This window comes from Deltaproteobacteria bacterium HGW-Deltaproteobacteria-6, from assembly GCA_002840435.1.
Classification (GTDB): Bacteria; Desulfobacterota; Syntrophia; order Syntrophales; family Smithellaceae; genus UBA8904.
The window spans coordinates 709801-726641 of the sequence record PHAT01000005.1; the positions used below are offsets into that span (position 1 = coordinate 709801).

15 protein-coding genes are annotated in these 16841 nt (G+C 52.7%); 7 read left to right on the forward strand and 8 right to left on the reverse strand.

Going from position 1 to position 16841, the window contains the following annotated elements; all coding sequences use genetic code 11:
• Positions 1 to 615 carry a tRNA adenosine(34) deaminase TadA gene (locus CVU71_13430; protein PKN18484.1) on the reverse strand — a complete coding sequence of 205 codons (615 nt, stop codon included), beginning with the start codon at positions 613 to 615 and terminating at the stop codon, positions 1 to 3.
• Between CVU71_13430 and CVU71_13435 the strand changes: the two genes are divergently transcribed.
• Positions 572 to 1129: a hypothetical protein gene (locus CVU71_13435; protein PKN18485.1), complete on the forward strand. Its 558-nt coding sequence runs from the start codon at positions 572 to 574 to the stop codon at positions 1127 to 1129. The genes CVU71_13430 and CVU71_13435 overlap by 44 nt on opposite strands.
• Positions 1130 to 1172: 43 nt before the next feature.
• Positions 1173 to 1805: a signal peptidase I gene (lepB, locus tag CVU71_13440; GenBank protein ID PKN18727.1), complete on the forward strand. Its 633-nt coding sequence runs from the start codon at positions 1173 to 1175 to the stop codon at positions 1803 to 1805.
• Between the two features lie 88 nt (positions 1806 to 1893).
• Here lepB and prpE read toward each other — a convergent pair whose 3' ends face one another.
• Both prpE and CVU71_13450 read right to left on the reverse strand, forming a co-directional pair.
• Positions 1894 to 3795: a propionyl-CoA synthetase gene (gene prpE / locus CVU71_13445; protein ID PKN18486.1), complete on the reverse strand. Its 1902-nt coding sequence runs from the start codon at positions 3793 to 3795 to the stop codon at positions 1894 to 1896.
• A 161-nt stretch (positions 3796 to 3956) separates the two neighbouring features.
• The gene (locus tag CVU71_13450; GenBank protein ID PKN18487.1) at positions 3957 to 4514 is read right to left on the reverse strand and encodes a hypothetical protein; all 558 of its coding nucleotides are present in this window, start codon (positions 4512 to 4514) and stop codon (positions 3957 to 3959) included.
• Between the two features lie 187 nt (positions 4515 to 4701).
• Here CVU71_13450 and mutY point away from each other — a divergent pair, with 187 nt between their 5' ends.
• Entirely contained in the window at positions 4702 to 5802 is a 1101-nt protein-coding gene (mutY, locus tag CVU71_13455) for an A/G-specific adenine glycosylase (GenBank protein PKN18488.1), read from the forward strand.
• 62 nt (positions 5803 to 5864) lie between these two features.
• On the opposite strand, the gene CVU71_13460 is transcribed toward mutY, so the two are convergent.
• Positions 5865 to 6977, reverse strand: a complete 1113-nt coding sequence (locus CVU71_13460) for a hypothetical protein (protein PKN18489.1) — start codon at positions 6975 to 6977, stop codon at positions 5865 to 5867.
• Positions 6974 to 7369, reverse strand: coding sequence for a hypothetical protein (locus CVU71_13465; protein ID PKN18490.1), 396 nt, complete (start codon positions 7367 to 7369; stop codon positions 6974 to 6976). Before CVU71_13465 ends, CVU71_13460 begins: the two co-directional genes overlap by 4 nt.
• A gap of 215 nt (positions 7370 to 7584) precedes the next feature.
• Between CVU71_13465 and CVU71_13470 the strand changes: the two genes are divergently transcribed.
• The 4 genes from CVU71_13470 to CVU71_13485 all read left to right on the forward strand — a co-directional run bounded on the left by CVU71_13470 (position 7585) and on the right by CVU71_13485 (position 12576).
• Complete coding sequence (locus CVU71_13470) at positions 7585 to 7776, forward strand: hypothetical protein (protein ID PKN18491.1); 192 nt, start codon at positions 7585 to 7587, stop codon at positions 7774 to 7776.
• Positions 7777 to 7812: 36 nt separating this feature from the next.
• Positions 7813 to 8796 (forward strand): ornithine cyclodeaminase family protein, encoded by a 984-nt coding sequence (locus CVU71_13475; protein ID PKN18492.1) that lies wholly within the window; start codon positions 7813 to 7815, stop codon positions 8794 to 8796.
• A gap of 54 nt (positions 8797 to 8850) precedes the next feature.
• A complete protein-coding gene (locus CVU71_13480; protein ID PKN18493.1) occupies positions 8851 to 10983 on the forward strand; it encodes a hypothetical protein in 2133 nt (710 codons plus the stop codon).
• A gap of 219 nt (positions 10984 to 11202) precedes the next feature.
• Positions 11203 to 12576 (forward strand): hypothetical protein, encoded by a 1374-nt coding sequence (locus CVU71_13485; GenBank protein PKN18494.1) that lies wholly within the window; start codon positions 11203 to 11205, stop codon positions 12574 to 12576.
• 87 nt (positions 12577 to 12663) lie between these two features.
• On the opposite strand, the gene CVU71_13490 is transcribed toward CVU71_13485, so the two are convergent.
• The 3 genes from CVU71_13490 to CVU71_13500 form a co-directional block, all read right to left on the reverse strand.
• Positions 12664 to 14019, reverse strand: a complete 1356-nt coding sequence (locus CVU71_13490) for a 4-hydroxybutyrate CoA-transferase (GenBank protein ID PKN18495.1) — start codon at positions 14017 to 14019, stop codon at positions 12664 to 12666.
• A gap of 142 nt (positions 14020 to 14161) precedes the next feature.
• Positions 14162 to 14818: a DNA-binding response regulator gene (locus CVU71_13495; GenBank protein PKN18496.1), complete on the reverse strand. Its 657-nt coding sequence runs from the start codon at positions 14816 to 14818 to the stop codon at positions 14162 to 14164.
• Entirely contained in the window at positions 14797 to 16647 is a 1851-nt protein-coding gene (locus CVU71_13500) for a hypothetical protein (GenBank protein ID PKN18497.1), read from the reverse strand. Before CVU71_13500 ends, CVU71_13495 begins: the two co-directional genes overlap by 22 nt.
• Positions 16648 to 16841: the final 194 nt, after the last annotated feature.

The following is a 16841-nucleotide window of genomic DNA, read 5'->3' on the forward strand; positions in this document are numbered from 1 at the left end:
TTATTTAATTGCCGACTCGGCTCTTATCCTCTTTTCCCTAAAAAATCTACTCAAAATTTCCCCGCATTCTTCCCGCAGGATTCCCTCCGTCACATCCACCTGATGATTCAGGCGGTTATCAGTTAAAATATGGTAGAGGGAACAGACAGCGCCGGCCTTCGGGTCCCGGGCGCCGAAAACCACACGCGCCAGTCTGGCCTGAAGAATCGCGCCGGCGCACATGATGCAGGGTTCGAGTGTCACAAACAACTCTGCGCCGTTCAGTCGGTAATTACCGGCGATAGCGCAGGCCTTCCGGATCGCCAGCATTTCAGCGTGTGCCGAGGCATCGTTGCCGGCAACAGGAGCGTTATGCGACTGCGCCAGGACGTGACCATCCTGCACCAGCACCGCGCCGACCGGCACCTCGTCCTGATCGAACGCTTTTCTTGCCTCGTCAAGCGCCATATTCATGAAATTGATATCCGTCAGCATCCGGTGCCTCTTCTTTTTCTTCTTTATGGCCTTTTCGTTATCATATTGTTGATTTTGAGGCAAATGCCGTATATGATTATCACCAAGCGAGATAACGATGGATTCAAAAAAAATTTTCCTGGTGCCGGTTATTATATCCATTATCGGGCATGCCGCGTTGATTACGGCCAGCAGTATGGTGGATTTGCGTGATAATGTGAAAGCCGCGGAACTCTTCACGATACAAATCACAGACCCTCCGGCTGTCGAACCGAAAAGTGAGCAGGAGCCGGTGCGGGATAAATTACCCGGACGCGTTGAAAACGGAAAACCACTGCCGGAAAGCGGACGGGAAGACACGGTGGATATCGGTTCTTCCGACGTCAAATATGCGGCTTATTTAGCGGGAGTGAAAAGAAAGATCCTGCGTCTCTGGACGTATCCGGTTGCCGCGTATAAAAAGAATGAAGAAGGGGTGGTGGTGGTCAGAATATCGGTTGACGCGAACGGCGCTTTGGCCCGGGCTATGCTGATGACATCTTCCGGTTTTGTGACGCTTGATGCCAGCACGCTGGACGTTATCCGGGCGGCCGCGCCTTTCCAGCCGTTGCCGGGGCATTATGAACTGTCGCGTCTGCACATTATTGCTTCTTTCAGTTATCGCATGAAAGATTGAGAAGGGTCTCGCTACTTCACTAATTAAAAGGGATTATCGCATGATGAAAGAACAAGAAGCATTACCGGTAAAAGAAAAATCAAAAATCAGAGAATATATTGAAGCGATCCTGACGGCGATCCTGATCGCCGCCTTTATCATTTCTTTTGTGGTCCAGGCGTTTAAAATACCGTCCGGCTCCATGATTCCGACGTTGCTGATCGGCGACCATCTTTTCGTTAATAAATTTATCTACGGTGTGAAAATCCCGTTTTTCAGAAAAACGATCATTCCGATTACCGACCCGAAAAAAGAAGATGTGATCGTTTTTATATTTCCTCAGGACCGATCCAAAGATTTTATCAAGCGCGTGATCGGCACTGCCGGCGATAAAATTGAAATGAAGAATAAAAAACTCTTTATCAACAATCAGGCGTACGCGGATCCTTTCGGCGTTTATGATGATGATAACATTTATCCGGCCGACGTGCAGCCGCGCGATAATTTCGGTCCGGTGGTCGTTCCCCCCAATTCTCTTTTTGTCATGGGGGATAATCGCGATCATAGCCTGGACAGCCGTTTCTGGGGCTTTGTCGATTTGAAGGACGTTCAGGGCAAGGCATTTATTCTTTACTGGTCATGGAATGCGGAAGAAAAAAATGTCCGCTGGACCCGTCTGGCCAAGCTGATCAAATAAAGGCGGCTTCGCAACAAAGCAAAAGAAAGCCGGCCGGATATTTATCCGGCCGGCTTTCTTACGTTAGCATGCAGCCTGACAGCCTGTTTTACTTTTTTCCGTAACCGATTGTTCTGGCCGATTCCGCGATGGCCGGCAGAACAGCCGGATCATCGATCGTGGAGGGGACGACATAATCCTTGCCGTCCACGATTTTGCGCATCGTGCTGCGCAGGATCTTCCCCGAACGGGTCTTGGGGAGAGCCTTCACGACGGCGGCTTCCTTGAAGCAGGCCAGCGCCCCCAGTTCATTGCGCACCATCTGCACCAGTTCTTTGATGATCTCCTCGGGCTTTCTGTCCACGCCGGCTTTCAATACCACAAAACCCACCGGCACCTGGCCTTTGAGTTGATCGTCCGCGCCCAGAACGGCGCATTCCGCGACGTCCTGGTGCCTGGAAACGATTTCTTCCATCGATCCGGTGGAAAGCCTGTGACCGGCCACGTTAATGACATCGTCGATCCGCCCCATGATGTAGACATACCCGTCGGTATCAAAGCGGCCCCCGTCGCCGGTAACATAGTAGCCGGGTCTTTCGGTTACATATTCCAGATACCGCTTGTCGTCTTTCCAGAGGGTCGGCAGACAGCCGGGGGGCAGAGGCAGTTTAATCACCACGGCGCCTTCCTCTCCGTCGGGTAGGACATTGCCGTCCATGTCCAGAATCTGAACGTTATAGCCGGGAACCGGCTTGGTGGGAGATCCGGCTTTGATCGGAAATGGTTCGATGCCCATGCAGTTGGCCGCTATCGGCCAGCCGGTTTCCGTCTGCCACCAGTGATCGACTACCGGGATTTTCAGCATGTCGCCGGCCCAGTGATAGGTGTCGGGATCAAGGCGTTCACCGGCCAGAAACAGATATCTTAAACAGGCAATGTTGTATTTCTTCAGGTAATCCCCGTTGGGGTCTTCCTTCTTGATGGCCCGGAAGGCGGTAGGAGCCGTAAACAGAACGGATACGCCGTGCTGGGAAATGACCCGCCAGAAGGCGCCGGGATCGGGTGTCCCCACCGGTTTGCCTTCATAGAGAATGGTGGTGCAGCCGTAAAGCAATGGCGCGTAAACAATGTAAGAATGTCCGACCACCCAGCCGACGTCGGATGCCGCCCAGAAGACTTCACCGGGACGGATGTCATAGATGTGTTTCATCGACCATTTCAGGGCCACGGCATGGCCGCCGTTGTCGCGCAGGACGCCTTTGGGTTTGCCGGTGGTTCCCGAGGTGTAAAGAATGTAAAGCGGATCAGTCGCCAGAACCGGCACGCAGGGAACGGCCCTGGCGTCTTCCATCAACGCCGTCCAGTCCAGGTCGCGGCCGGGCGTCAACTCAGCCTGCACCTGCGGGCGCTGGTAGATGATGCATTTCTCCGGTTTGTGGGCGGCAATCTTAATCGCTTCATCCAAAAGCGGTTTGTAGGCCAGAGTCTTTTTTCCTTCGATGCCGCAGGAGGCGGATATCATCACTTTGGGTTGGGCGTCGTCTATGCGGATGGCCAGCTCGTTGGGGGCAAATCCGCCGAAAACCACGGAGTGTACGGCGCCGATGCGCGCGCACGCCAGCATCGCCACCACGGCTTCCGGAATCATCGGCATATAGATAATAACCGTGTCGCCTTTCGTGACGCCTAATCCGGTCAGAGCGCCCGCAAATCGGGAGACCAGGCTGAGGAGTTCTCCGTAGGTGATCTTTTTAACGGTGCCGGTGACGGGACTGTCGTATATAACGGCGGTCTGATCTTTCCGGCCTGATTCCACCTGGTAATCCAGAGCATTATAACAGGTATTGAGTTCGCCGCCCACAAACCACCGGTAGAAAGGTTTGCGGCTGTCGTCCAGAACTTTATCCCAGGGCTTCGTCCACTGGATGGCTTCTCCTGCTCTCCCCCAGAAAACGTCGGGCCGGTTGATAGACTGCTCATATACATCTCTGTATTTCAACGAATCAGACATACCCCCTCCTTTTATCATAAGATATTTGATATTATCAGCGCTAGCAAAACCAGCAAGCCCTGTCAAGACGGATTAAAACAGTTTGACGGCAAAAAAAACGGTTGAAGCATGATGCTTCAACCGCCTTATGGCCGCTGCAATTATTTTTGTCGCCTGACCGATCAGCTGATGGACCGCTCCAGCAGTTCCCGGATTGCTTTTTTGCCGTTTTCTTCCAGAAAGCGCGTGCCCCCGCCGGCAAAATGGGTATGAGTGATGACCGGTTCATCGCCTTTCCTGTGTTCAACCCAATTGAGCTTATTCCACGTGAACCAGGCATTTTTCTTCTGATCGAATACGGAGAGCGGCTTGTTGCAGATTTTGCTGAACTCCGCACCCCAGCCGGTGCCGCCCTTGACGGTGTTATCCGGCAGGATTTCGCCGACAATAAAGACTTCCTGGCCGTTGTTGATCTGATACCAGATGGTTTGCAGGATTTTACGGAAGGTCGCGTTATCCGTGTAGCGGCGGTTCATCAGGCGTGAGATATATTCCAGCGAGACATCGCCGTTTTTCAGTTCCTCGTGCGTCAGCACGCGCAGTCCCCTGTGCCGGATAATGGTGTGCCCTTCGAAAGTAAAGTTTACTTCTTCTATGCCCAGGCGCTCGGCGTTTTGGCCGAACTCCGCTTCCGCACCCTGTGCGCCGCCGCTGAATAAAATACAATCCTCTTTTTTCATTTTTTGTTCCTCTCCTTAATTTCTTCTATTGATGAGTTAACCAGAAAATCTAACGATGTGGAAAACAACGATTCGTATGTCTCAAGTGTGGGTTCAGGTTGTCCTATAAACGTTTATCTGTCAAGAGGAAAATTGTTCACAAACCGTGAGATTGCCATACTCCCGGCAATGAGATATACCATCAGCCATGATTAAAGATGCCGTCAGAATCAAGAATCTTCTGAGTCGTAAATTGCTTGCCTGGTACAAAAGCCATCAGCGTCCGCTTCCCTGGCGGGAAACAAGCGATCCTTACCGTATCTGGATTTCGGAAATCATGCTGCAGCAGACTCAAGTGGATACGGTCATTCCCTACTATCATCGTTTTTTGAAAGTGTTTCCGGATGTTGATACGCTGGCCCGCGCTTCCCTGCAGGATGTCCTCAAGGTTTGGGAGAACCTGGGGTATTATTCACGGGCCAGGAATATTCATGCCGCCGCACGAATGATTGTCGACCGGTTTGACGGCCGGATTCCCGACACACCCGACGCAATCAAAACGCTTCCCGGCATCGGCGAGTATTCCGCCGGCGCGATTTTAAGCATCGCCTGCGGGCAGGCGCTTCCCGCTGTGGACGGCAATGTGCGCAGGATTCTCAGCCGTGTGCTGGCCATCCGCCAGCCGGTAGACGAACCCCGGGAACAAATGAAGTTGAGGGAGTTGGCTGCCCAGCTGGTCCCCGCTGAACGCCCCGGCGATTTTAATCAGGCGCTGATGGATCTCGGCGCAACGATTTGCAGGGCGAAAAATCCCGATTGTCCGGGTTGTCCCGTAAAGTCCATTTGCCGCGCGCGCCTTCTCGATTTACAAAACATTCTGCCGGTCACGCGAAAGGCTCCCGCCATTCCCCGCAGGCTCGCGTCAGCCGCCGTTGTCCGCAATCAGGAAGACAAACTGCTGCTGGTGCAGCGGCCTGCCACCGGATTACTCGCGTCCTTATGGAAATTGCCCGGGGGTTTGGTGGAGACGGGCAAAAAAATGGAGAACAGTTTGCGTCATAGTGTAAAAAAGGAGCTGGGCGTTACCGTCCGTGTGGGGAAGGAGGTAGCTTGCGTGGATCATGTTTACACCCATTTCCGTCTGACGCTGCATGCCTACGAAGCTGTTTTATTGAAAGGCGAACCTGAAGCACTTGGCTGCGGGGGGTGGCGATGGGCAGCACCTGCGGATATAAGGAAACTGCCTTTGTCCAAGATTGACCGGATGGTTATTGCCGCAATAAAAAAAGGTCTGCCGTTCATAAGCTGACGGCAGACCTTTGTCGCTGTCCCGGCCGGTTGATATTGTTATTTTCCCGGCCGTCCGGACTGTTATCTGGACAAAATATCCGAAAAGGTAATTTCCACTCTCTTGTTTTCTTCAACGGCGCTTTTTGAATACAGCGGCTCGGCGGTTCCGGCTCCGGAAGCACTGATGCCTGCCGTGGCGACACCTGCTTTGACAAAAGCCTCCTTCAGCATTCCGGCCATATTCTCCGTCGCTTTGGTGTTTTCTGTTTTATCCGGTTTTCCAAAACCATAAACTTTTAATTGAGCTTTCACATCGGGATATCTCTTTATCAGATCGGCAATGCTGTCGATGATTATTCCGGATCCGGGCGCCAATTTCATGGCCGGCGTCTTGATCAGGTCGTGTCTGGGAATGATCAGCGTCATGCCTGTGGCCGTCATCTTGGACAGGGCATCCATTTTGCTCACCGCCTGCCAGAAAGAAGAAACTTTATTCAATTCTCTTACTTTATTCTGGATTTTTACGGCATCCTCTCCCTTTTGGCTTTGCAGCGTCTTCAGGTCTTCGATGGTCTTTGTCTTATCAACAACGTCATTTCTCAAAGAAGTCACCACGCCGTTTAATGCCGCCACCTGGCCGGTTAAATTGGCGTTGTCGGCTTTCAGCGATGAAACTTCCTTCGCGATGCTGATTTTTTCGAGTTTCAGGGCGGATAATTCACTGGAAATATTTTTCATATCTCCCCGGGGTTTGGCGAGTTCATCTTTTAATAACTTGATTTCTTTGTTTTTAGCGTCAAATATTTTTATCTTCGCTTCCGTTTCCGGAATAAGTTTCTCCAGACGTGAATTTTCCTGTTCCTGGTTTACTTTTTCCAGCCGGGACAGCACAACCTGGCACATAACCTCCGCCATATTCGCGTAATGCTTGACGGTAGGAATGGCAGCTTCCTCAACTTTGCCGCGCCAGTTGGTTTTTGCTTTTAATTCCGCTTCTGCTTTCTTCAGATAGTTTTGCGCGCTCTCCACATCCGCCGTAAAAGGCTTTGTTTCATGACTGCGGGAGAGGATTTTCTCTACGGATGATTTTGCTTTTTGCATGATGAAATTAAGATCATCGCTTTGGGCGAAAACATGGCCATTGATCGGCAAGATCATCAATAACATGGTTAAAACAATAATGGTTTTTTTCATTGCGCGCCCTCCTTGCCGGACAGAATGTCATCGAGATTCTTCTGCAATTTCTCAAGTTTTGCCCTGGTCACGGCGGTTTTTTCGGCTGCTTCACGCTCTTCGGATTTTACCTTGGCGTAATTCATGAGTGTCTGGGCCATTTCCAATGATTCCAGAGCGGCCTTTTCTTTTTTAGTGTCTATTCGTTCCTGAGCCTTGGTGATGTTCGTTCGCGCTTCATCCAGGATGTCCTTGGAATAAATATTGGCCTTGGTCTGGGTCAGGGTTGCGAGAGCAGCCTTTGTTTTGAGAGCCTGATCGATCGTTGACTGAGAAACGTTCTGGGCAAACACCGGTGTGATGCCTGCGGCAACTGCTGAGAATAGAGAAATAATTATGATGCATTTTTTCATAAGAACCTCCTGAAAAATAACGATAATTATTGTTCCGACGATATGAGCATTTCATAGGACATGATCGGCAATATGTCAATAAAGAATATTGCCGCGGCGGCATCACCGCAGTTTTACCCGCAGCCGGACAAAACAGTTCATCAAAAATATGTAAGTTGAATTCTTTAAATAAATCGTGATAGCGTTATTCAACTTCTTTTTAAAGGGCAGGTTCAATGACCGGCAATAACCGAGCGGATATCAAAGTGGGGGCAAGCGTCAAGGTAGTGCAAAAGCAGGATCAGCGCTCAGGGCTTCTTACCTGCGGCATCGTGCAGGCTATTCTGACCAGATCCGGCACCCATCCCCACGGAATCAAGGTGCATCTGGAAAGCGGGATAGTGGGCCGGGTCAAGGAGATCCTCTGAATTTTCACAAAATATATGCAAAAGGTTTGAACGGACATGAAAACACTGATTCTGACAAGGCGGGACGTTGAAGGGATTCTAACGCCTGCGGTGACCAATGATACCGTGGAGAAGGCTTTCCACGCCTATGGCCTGGGGCAGACCGATATGCCGCCTAAGAGCTATTTGTATTTTCCGAAAGGAGATCTCCGGTCCATGCCGGCTTATGTTCATGGCGGGGGCTTTGACATTGCCGGCATCAAATGTGTCACGGTTCATCCGCAAAATGCTGCGGGCAGCCTGCCGACGGTTATGGCCGTTATCATTCTGAATGATCCCCGGACCGGTTTTCCGCTGGCCATCCTGGACGGCACTTATCTGACATGCGTTCGAACCGGCGCCGCCGGAGCGATTGCCGCCAAGTACCTGAGCCGGGAAGACGCGGAAGTCGCCGGATTTGTCGGCTGCGGCGCTCAGGCCAGATCACAGCTTTCATGTCTGCAAAATGTGCGTAAGATCCGGAAAATAAAGATATGGCAGTTTGAGGGCGATAAGGTATGCGCGCAGACCTTCCGGCGCTGGGCAAAGGCGGCCTGTCATGTGGAAGCCGTGGTATCTTCCCGAATCGACGATGTGACCCTGAATGCCGATGTTGTTGTCACCTCGACACCATCGCGCCTGCCGCTGGTGAACCGTGTTTCTGCGGGAACCCACATCAACGCCATTGGAGCGGACGCGCAGGGCAAACAGGAAATTAATCCGGAAATACTGAAACAGGCCAAAGTAGTGATTGATGACTGGGCGCAGGCTTCCCACTCCGGTGAAATTAATGTGCCCCTGAGCCGGAAGCTGATCGGCAAAAGAGACGTGCATGCCCAGTTGGGGGACATCGTGGCCGGAAAGAAGAAAGGGAGAACATCCGCTGAGGAGATCACGCTTTTCGACTCGACGGGGCTTGCCATTCAGGATATTTCCTGCGCTTATGTTGTTTATCAGGCGCTCAAAAACAAACGGGGCATTCAAACCGTCAAACTTTTTTAATGGCCGGGGCGCCTTTGTCCATCAGGCTGGAAGGATTCTCACGCTCTATGCCGGATGGCCCGGAATGATAGTGCAAAGGCGCCGGCTCATGTCAGGAGGTATTTCAGGTTGAAAAACAACATCACCACACTCAACGAATTTGAAGGAGCAACCCTGCTCAGACAGTCAGGAATTCCCGTCACAGACGGTGTTCTGGCGCATGATGAATCCGAAGCGCAGTCCGCGGCAGAGAGACTGGGCTTTCCGGTGGTCCTGAAGATTTGTTCCGAAGCTGTTCCGCACAAGACAGAGCGGGGCGGTGTCGTGCTCAACATCAGGGATGCCGCATCGCTTGGCTTCGCCTGCCGTGAGATGAAAAAAAACTTTTCCGATGTTCCCCACGCGCTGCTGGTTCAGAAGATGGTGAAGTCCGGGACGGAGTTGATTCTGGGAGCCAGGCGGGATTCCGTCTTCGGACCCGTTGTGCTGGTGGGCATTGGTGGTATTTTTACCGAAGTCTTCCGAGATTCGGTAATCGACCTGGCCCCTGTGGATGAAAAAAGCGCGCTGGCGATGATCCGGCGTCTTAAAGGCATGGCGCTGCTTACAGGCTATCGCGGTCAGGAACCTCTCGACCTCGGCGCGGTAGCAAAGGCCGTTGCCGCTCTTTCGGGACTCATCCACAGCCGGCCGGACATTTCCGAAATTGATGTCAATCCTTTCATTGCTTATCCGGATGGGGCCATAGCCGTTGACGCGTTGGTGCGGCTTGCCGGGAGTCCCGCCGTATCTCCACGAAAGCGCACGGATCCGGGAACGGTAGCGCCTTTCTTCAATCCGTCCTCCATGGCCGTGATCGGCGCTTCCAGAAGCCCCGGCAAAGGGGGCAACATCATTCTGCGCAATTTGCTCAAAGCCGGTTTTAAGGGCGGCCTGCATCCCATTAATCCCACCGCCAGGGAAATTCTCGGGCTCAGGGCCTATCCGAGGGTCCGTGACGTGCCCGGGCCTGTGGATCTGGCCATGATCGTCATCCCCAAAACCGCCGTGCCTGAAGCGCTTTCGGACTGCGCCGCTAAGGGGGTCACCAACATCATCCTGAGCACGGGCGGTTACTCGGATATGGGAGAAGCAGGCGCGAAAGAGCAGAAAGTCATCATCGATCAGGGAAGAAGGGCCGGCATCCGGATCATGGGGCCAAACAGCATCGGCACGCTCAATCCGCGGGCCGGCCTGGCCACGTCGATTGTCGGTCTTGATCCGATTAAGCCTGGCGGGGTGTCCATCATCGGGCAGTCCGGCGTTTTTTCCTCGGGCTGGGCGCGCTGGATAGAAGACACCAAACCTTTCGGGCTGGCCAAGGTGGCGTGCATCGGCAATAAGGGCGACATCAATGAAAGCGACCTTCTGGAATTTCTGACGGATGATTCCGAGACCGGCACTATCGGCATGTATCTGGAAGGCGTTATTGACGGGAGACGTTTTGTGAAAGCCGCGTCCGCGGCTGCCAGGCAAAAACCCGTGGTGGTGATGAAAGCCGGCCGAAGCGAAGCCGGGGCGGCTGCCGTTGCCTCGCATACCGGATCGCTTGCCGGGTCGGACGCCGTATTTGACGCGGTTTGCCGCAGGACGGGGCTTGTCCGCGTGCATAATTCCGAAGCCTTCTTCGATACCCTGTCAGCGTTTGAAAAGCTTCCCCTGCCGCGGGGAAACCGCATGGGGGTGCTCTCCATTACGGGCATGGGCTGTGTTGCGGCCACTGATGCCGCCGAGGAATACGGGATTGTTCTACCCGCGCTTCAGCCCGCCACACTTAAGCAACTGGCGGAGGTGATTCCGCCCTGGGCGCCGGTGCGCAATCCCATTGATACCTGGTCCGCCATTGAACAGCATGGATCGAAAAAAGCATCCAGCCGCATCGCCTCGAGCCTTTTGAACCAGAAGGATGTGGATGCCCTTTTGATTACCTTCGTGCTCATGCCGGAAAGCGTGTTTGACATTGCCGAAGCCTTTGCCGATATTTTCAGCCGACATCCGCACAAACCCGTCTATGCCAGTTATTACGGCGGGACGGCAAAAGAGATCAGCCACATTCACGAGGGGTTCGCGAAACTTCGCGTGCCGTGCTATCCCACGCCGGAGCGCGCGATGTTCGCTTTTGCCCGCATGGTTCAATATGCCCGGTTTCGCGGTCTGATCCGCGGCTGACGGGTGTTGCGGGACGGATCCATCGTGACTTGTCTGATGCCCCGGGGCGTCAGACAAGCTTGTAAAATACCATCCCGTTCCGGAACGGTGGTTTTCCTTCTTGACAAAAACGGAAAGTTTTGCACTTTTTAATCCCGCCGTTGCGGGATGAGCGTTAATAAGCCTTCGCTTGCTGCAAGGTGGTTGATCGTCGCATAATTCTATATCAGGCAGGTATGCATGGAGCTCTTCTTCGATCCAAAATCCGTCGTTGTTATCGGCGCCTCGAATTCTTCCTTCAATCTGGGAGCCACAATCTGTAACATGCTGAAGGATTATCTCAGCTATACCGGAGCCGTCTATGCCGTCAATTCCAAAGGCGAGATGGTGAATGGCTGTGCGGGTTATTCATCGGTTCTGGATTTGCCGGAAACACCCGATCTGGCCATCATTATTATAGCGGCGCGAAACGTTCCCGGTATTATCCAGGACTGCGCGCAAAAGGGCATCAAACGCATCATCATTGAGAGCGCCGGTTTCTCGGAGGGTGGAGAAACGGGCGAGGCGATGCAGTGCGAAATGGACGATGTTGCCCGCAAAAACGGCATCCGCATCATGGGACCCAACTGCCTGGGAACGCTGAGCACACGCAATAAATTTTGCAGTTTTTACGGCGTCAATCCCAGCCTGGTGGAGATGAATCAGGTCTTTGAGTCGCCGGGCACGATGTCCTACATCATTCAGAGCGGCGGTGTGGCCGTCTTGGTGATGGAATCCCTTTACTATGATCTGGTCGGCATCAACAAGGTGGTCAGCATCGGGAACAAATGCGATGTGGACGAAGCAGACCTGATCGATTATTTTCAAAAGGACGCAACCGAAGTCATCGGCATCTACCTGGAGAATGTCGCTGACGGCCGCAAACTCATGGAGGCCGCGGCAAGATCCCGCAAGCCCGTTCTGATTTATAAAGTGGGCAAAACGAAAGAAGGGGCAATGGCCGCCATGTCGCATACGGCGGGAATGGCCAACAACGATTCAATTTTTGATGCCGCCTGCCGACAGGCGGGGATTATCCGTCTTCAGACGATCGACGAACTCCATTCGCTTCCCAAGATGTTTACCGAAATGCCCCTGTTAAAAGGGAAGCGAATAGCAGCTTTCACCAACTCCGGCGCCTTCGGCAGCATTGCCGCAGACCTGCTGGTGCAGGCGGGCCTGCAGTTGGCGCACCTTGCCCCGCAGACCCAGGAGAGACTGAAAAAAGCCGGCCAGGTTTTCAATATTAAAAATCCCGTGGATATCGGCCCCGCGCCGCCGCAGACTTATCTGGATATTTTTGAAATTCTTTTATCGGCGGACGAAGTGGACGGTCTTTTGCCGCTGCTCAGCGTCTGGCAGACTTTTGTGATCGATTGTCTGCACGAGCTCTTGAAGATGTGCAAGCATTACGACAAGCCTGCGGCCATTTACACGCCGAACGCCATCGCCAAATCGATTGCCATTCGCGCCAAACATAAAATTCCCATCTTTGAGACGTCGGAACAGGCGGTGCGGGCTCTGTCTGCCTCCCATACGTATTATGAATCTCTCCTGAAAAGGAATTTTATTTGAGCTTTCTAAGACCAATACCTGTGTGCTTGTTTGAGCCTTCCCACAACAAGCACACAGGCAACATGACAGCAAAATCTTTTTTCAGTTTTACGCCGCAAGTTTAGAGGCATCTTTTTTGTTGGAACGCCGCCAGATCCCCATCTTTTCCGCATCCTGAATCAGCTCTTCACGGAAGTCGGGATGGGCAATATTGATCAAGGCTTCCGCGCGCTCCCAGGTGCTCCTGCCCTTCATGATAGCCGTGCCGTATTCCGTAACGATGTAGTGGGAAATTGTCCTCGGAATGGTGACGATGGAACCCGGCTCCAGGAAGGGACGGATGCGCGATTTGAGATTTCCGTGTTTATCTTTTTTGGTCGAGGAAAGACAGATAAAGGACTTTCCGCCCTTGGAATGGTAGGCCCCGTAGATGTAATCAAACTGTCCGCCGGTTCCCGAAATCTGACGCATTCCCGTTGATTCCGAAGAAACCTGGCCGTAGAGATCAACTTCAACGGCATTATTGATGGCCATCATATTATCATTGGACGCGATCCGTTCGGGTTTGTTGGTATAATCAACGGAATAGGAAGCGCAGCAGGGGTTGTGATCCAGAAAATCATAGAGCTTCTGGCTGCCCAGGGCAAACGTGTAAACCATTTTACCCGCATCCACGCCTTTTTTCCTGTTGGTCACGCGTCCTGCCTCATACATATCCACGAAGGAATCCACGAGCATTTCCGTGTGAACGCCCAGATCCTTCAGATCGGATTTGGCGATGAGCATCCCGACGGCGTTGGGCATGGCCCCGATGCCCAGCTGGATGCAGGCTCCGTCAACAAGCTCGTTGACAATGATGGAAGCGATCTTCTCATCCACTTCTGAAATGGCCGGAAGGGGAACGGAAATGAGGGGCTTGTTGTCCGACTCAACGATGAAATCGACTTCGGAGATGTGAATCGATTCATTCAGTCCGCCGCAGCAATATGGAACTCGGTCATTGACTTCGACGATGACCGTTTTGGTGTGATCGGCGATGGATTTGGAGATGGAGTTGGACGGTCCGAAGTTGAAGTATCCCTTGGCGTTCATGGGCGCCACTTTGACCATGAAGACATCGGAATCAACCAGGTCGTAAAGGGACGGGCCCTCGTGGTAAAGTAGGGGAATGTAATTGCAAAGCCCCTTGTCGTGGAGGATGCGGTCTCCTCCCCCGAAATGCCAATTGTTGTAATGAAATTTCCCGCGTGTCGGATCAGCGGTTGCCACGGCGGCCAGTCCCGGGAACGTTACGGCGCGGACTTTGACATTGTCCAGTTCATCGACCCGCAAGGCCAGATATTTGTCCATATAGGTGGGCGAACAGGCAAAGTGTCCATAGTCAACCCAGTCTCCGGATTTGATGACTTTCGCTGCTTCTTCGGCGCCGACCTTTTTATTCGCGTATTCTTCTCTGTGTTTCATGGCTTCCCTCCCGATTTAAATTATGTTCCCTTGACGGCCATAAGATAAACGGGAGGCAAACATTTGAAAATCCGCACGATGCTGTTTAAAAGGTGCATGAAAGGATGGGTATGGTATAGGCAAAAGACCTATCGTGACGCTTTTACTCTCCCTGTTCCTGAACCCATTCCACCGCCCGGCGGACCAGTTCCGGCGAGCTTTTGATGCCCAGCTTCATTTTGATTTTTTCCCGGTAGGTTCCGACGGTTTTGATGCTGACATGAAGTTTATCCCCGATTTCCTTCCGGCCTGTTCCTTTGCCGATAAGCGTGAACACTTCCAGCTCCCGGTCCGAAAGGGTATCGATGGGATTTTGAGGAGACGCCGCCGGTTTTCCCGTCATCATGCCGAGGAATGATTCGACGACGGATTCGCTGAAGAACATCTTTCCCGCCAGAACGTGGCGGATCGCCACAATAACCTTATCGGTCATCTCCTGCTTCATGATGTATCCCCTGGCTCCGGCCCGGAGAACCCGCTCCGCGTAGATGGATTCATCATGCATGGAAAGGACAAGAATCGGGAGATCCGGAAGATGTTCATGAAAATCCTTGATCAGATTCAGGCCGCTGACGCCCTTCAGGGTGAGATCAACGATCATCATATCCGGTCGAGCCTTGACGAGAATCTTCTTCGCTTCGATGACGTCTTCGGCCTCTCCGCAGATCTCCATGTCCTTTTCTTCATTGATCAGCTGGGCAAGCCCCTTGCGGAATATGGGGTGATCCTCCACGATCATCACTTTTGCTTTACGAGACATTGGATCGTTGTGCCTCCTTTTGAATTGTTCCGGACTTCTATTTCTCCCCCGATCATCCTGGCGCGATAACTCATGATGCTGAGCCCCAAGCCTTTTTTCTTGCCCTTTGCCACGGAGATTCCCATTCCGTCATCGACGATGGACAGCCGGATGATATTGTTTCGCGACACCATGCGGATCTCGATCGCCGTGGCTTTGCCATGTCGAATGGCGTTGTTTACCGATTCCTGGATGATATGATACAGGTGGGCCGCCGTCGTATTATCCCTGATCGACACGGTCTTTCCCATGAATACTTTGCAGGATACGCCGAAGATGCTCTTCACATGGGCGGCAAATTCCCGGACAGCAGGCGCCAGGGTATTTTCATCAAGATAGATCGGGCACAGCCCGCGCGCCAGGGTCCTCGTTTTGGTGATGGCGCCCCGGATCAGTTTAACGATTTCGCCGGAAATATCGGCTTCCGGCAAGTCCAGTGCGCGCAGACGTTTGGCCAGCAGCATGCCCATGGCTTCAATCCCGATGAGGTGCTGTTGCAGATCATCGTGGAGGTCCTGGCCGATTTGCTGCCTTTCGCGCTCGCTGATGGCGAGAATTTCGTTTTCCAGACGCTTCTGCTCCGTCACATCGGCAAAGACGGAGATGATGCATGTTTCTCCGCCCAGTTCGATGACATCGGCGGAATAGATTCCCATCCGGGTTTCCCCGGACTTAGGCTGAAAAAAGACTTCTTCGTTTTGCAGCCCTCCCCGATCCAGAAGTTTGTTGATCAGTCCGCGGCGATACTCCTCGGAGGGCCAGACATTGAGTTCAACAGACGTATGGTCGATGGTTTCCTCACGGGTCCGGCCGGTGATGCGCAGGAAGGTGTCGTTGACATCAATGAACCGCCCGTTTTCTAAAGTGCTGATGGTCATGGCATCGGGACTGGATCGGAAGGCCTTGGCGAATTTTTCTTCAGAATGGCGGATCGCCTCCTCGGCTTTTTTTCTTTCCGTGATGTCCGTAAAAATGGCGAATGTGCCCTCATATCGGCCTTTGGCGCCGTAAAGCGGTTTTGGCGAAACGATGGTGAAGATGGTCCCGCCGTCCTTTTTCCGCCAGGCCACCTCGTAGGGGCTGTATTGATCCTGACGTCGCATGAGATGATCCAGCCAGACTTTCCGGTAGGCTCTCTCAATAAGTTCGATGACGGAACGGCCGATCAGCTCTTCACGCGGGTAGCCGATCATCTGACACATCCGGTCATTCACATAGGTGACCAACCCGTGTTCATCCTGGACGCCGAGGCCGTCGTTCATCGTCTCGACGAGAAGACGGTACTTCTCTTCGCCTGCCCGGAGGGCTTCCTCGGCATTGATCCGTTCCGTGATGTCCAGAAGGGAGGCGACACTCTGGTTGGTGCCGGGAATGACGGCCACGGTCAAATAGCAGTAACGGACTTCACCTTGCTTGTTGAGGACGCGGGCCTCGTAGTTCCGGGGCGCCAGGGTGGGATCGTTGCGCCTCCGGTAATGGTAATTAACCATATTTTCCAGGTCTTCGCGGTAAATGAAATCCTTCCAGCTTCGTTTGCCCTCGACGTCTTCCCGGGAAATTCCGGTAAGTTTCTCATATTCCGTATTGACCATGGTGATCGTCGTATCCTGATCGATGACGATCGTTGCCGCGCCGGTATTTTCAAAAATCGTCCGGTATTGCCGTTCGGATTGCTGGAGATTCTCCTCCGCCTTTTTCCAGAGCGCCTCGGCGGTTTCCAGTTTCCGGACCCGTTCACGAAGACGGGCTATCTGCTTTTGAAGTTTTTCGATCTTGATCTTCTCACTCATGCCATTTACCTCAAATCCGGAAGCCTGCCGGAAATCCGCTTTGATGAATGATTCAAAATTTAATGCAGTCTGTATACCGTGAGCGGAATGCAGACGTTTATGTTTGTATACTTCCTGAATGAAAAAGGGAAGATGAAATTAAACATCTTGCCCGAAAACCCGCCGCGATGATTTCTTTTCCGGCTGATTAATGG

What these genes read in the sequence shown, in the direction of transcription:
- CVU71_13435 (PKN18485.1), top strand. Translation starts at nt 572, where the DNA reads ATGGATTCAAAAAAAATTTTCCTGGTGCCGGTTATTATATCCATTATC.
- CVU71_13430 (PKN18484.1), bottom strand. Translation starts at nt 615, where the DNA reads ATGGATATAATAACCGGCACCAGGAAAATTTTTTTTGAATCCATCGTT.
- lepB (PKN18727.1), top strand. Translation starts at nt 1,173, where the DNA reads ATGAAAGAACAAGAAGCATTACCGGTAAAAGAAAAATCAAAAATCAGA.
- prpE (PKN18486.1), bottom strand. Translation starts at nt 3,795, where the DNA reads ATGTCTGATTCGTTGAAATACAGAGATGTATATGAGCAGTCTATCAAC.
- CVU71_13450 (PKN18487.1), bottom strand. Translation starts at nt 4,514, where the DNA reads ATGAAAAAAGAGGATTGTATTTTATTCAGCGGCGGCGCACAGGGTGCG.
- mutY (PKN18488.1), top strand. Translation starts at nt 4,702, where the DNA reads ATGATTAAAGATGCCGTCAGAATCAAGAATCTTCTGAGTCGTAAATTG.
- CVU71_13460 (PKN18489.1), bottom strand. Translation starts at nt 6,977, where the DNA reads ATGAAAAAAACCATTATTGTTTTAACCATGTTATTGATGATCTTGCCG.
- CVU71_13465 (PKN18490.1), bottom strand. Translation starts at nt 7,369, where the DNA reads ATGAAAAAATGCATCATAATTATTTCTCTATTCTCAGCAGTTGCCGCA.
- CVU71_13470 (PKN18491.1), top strand. Translation starts at nt 7,585, where the DNA reads ATGACCGGCAATAACCGAGCGGATATCAAAGTGGGGGCAAGCGTCAAG.
- CVU71_13475 (PKN18492.1), top strand. Translation starts at nt 7,813, where the DNA reads ATGAAAACACTGATTCTGACAAGGCGGGACGTTGAAGGGATTCTAACG.
- CVU71_13480 (PKN18493.1), top strand. Translation starts at nt 8,851, where the DNA reads ATGGCCCGGAATGATAGTGCAAAGGCGCCGGCTCATGTCAGGAGGTAT.
- CVU71_13485 (PKN18494.1), top strand. Translation starts at nt 11,203, where the DNA reads ATGGAGCTCTTCTTCGATCCAAAATCCGTCGTTGTTATCGGCGCCTCG.
- CVU71_13490 (PKN18495.1), bottom strand. Translation starts at nt 14,019, where the DNA reads ATGAAACACAGAGAAGAATACGCGAATAAAAAGGTCGGCGCCGAAGAA.
- CVU71_13495 (PKN18496.1), bottom strand. Translation starts at nt 14,818, where the DNA reads ATGTCTCGTAAAGCAAAAGTGATGATCGTGGAGGATCACCCCATATTC.
- CVU71_13500 (PKN18497.1), bottom strand. Translation starts at nt 16,647, where the DNA reads ATGAGTGAGAAGATCAAGATCGAAAAACTTCAAAAGCAGATAGCCCGT.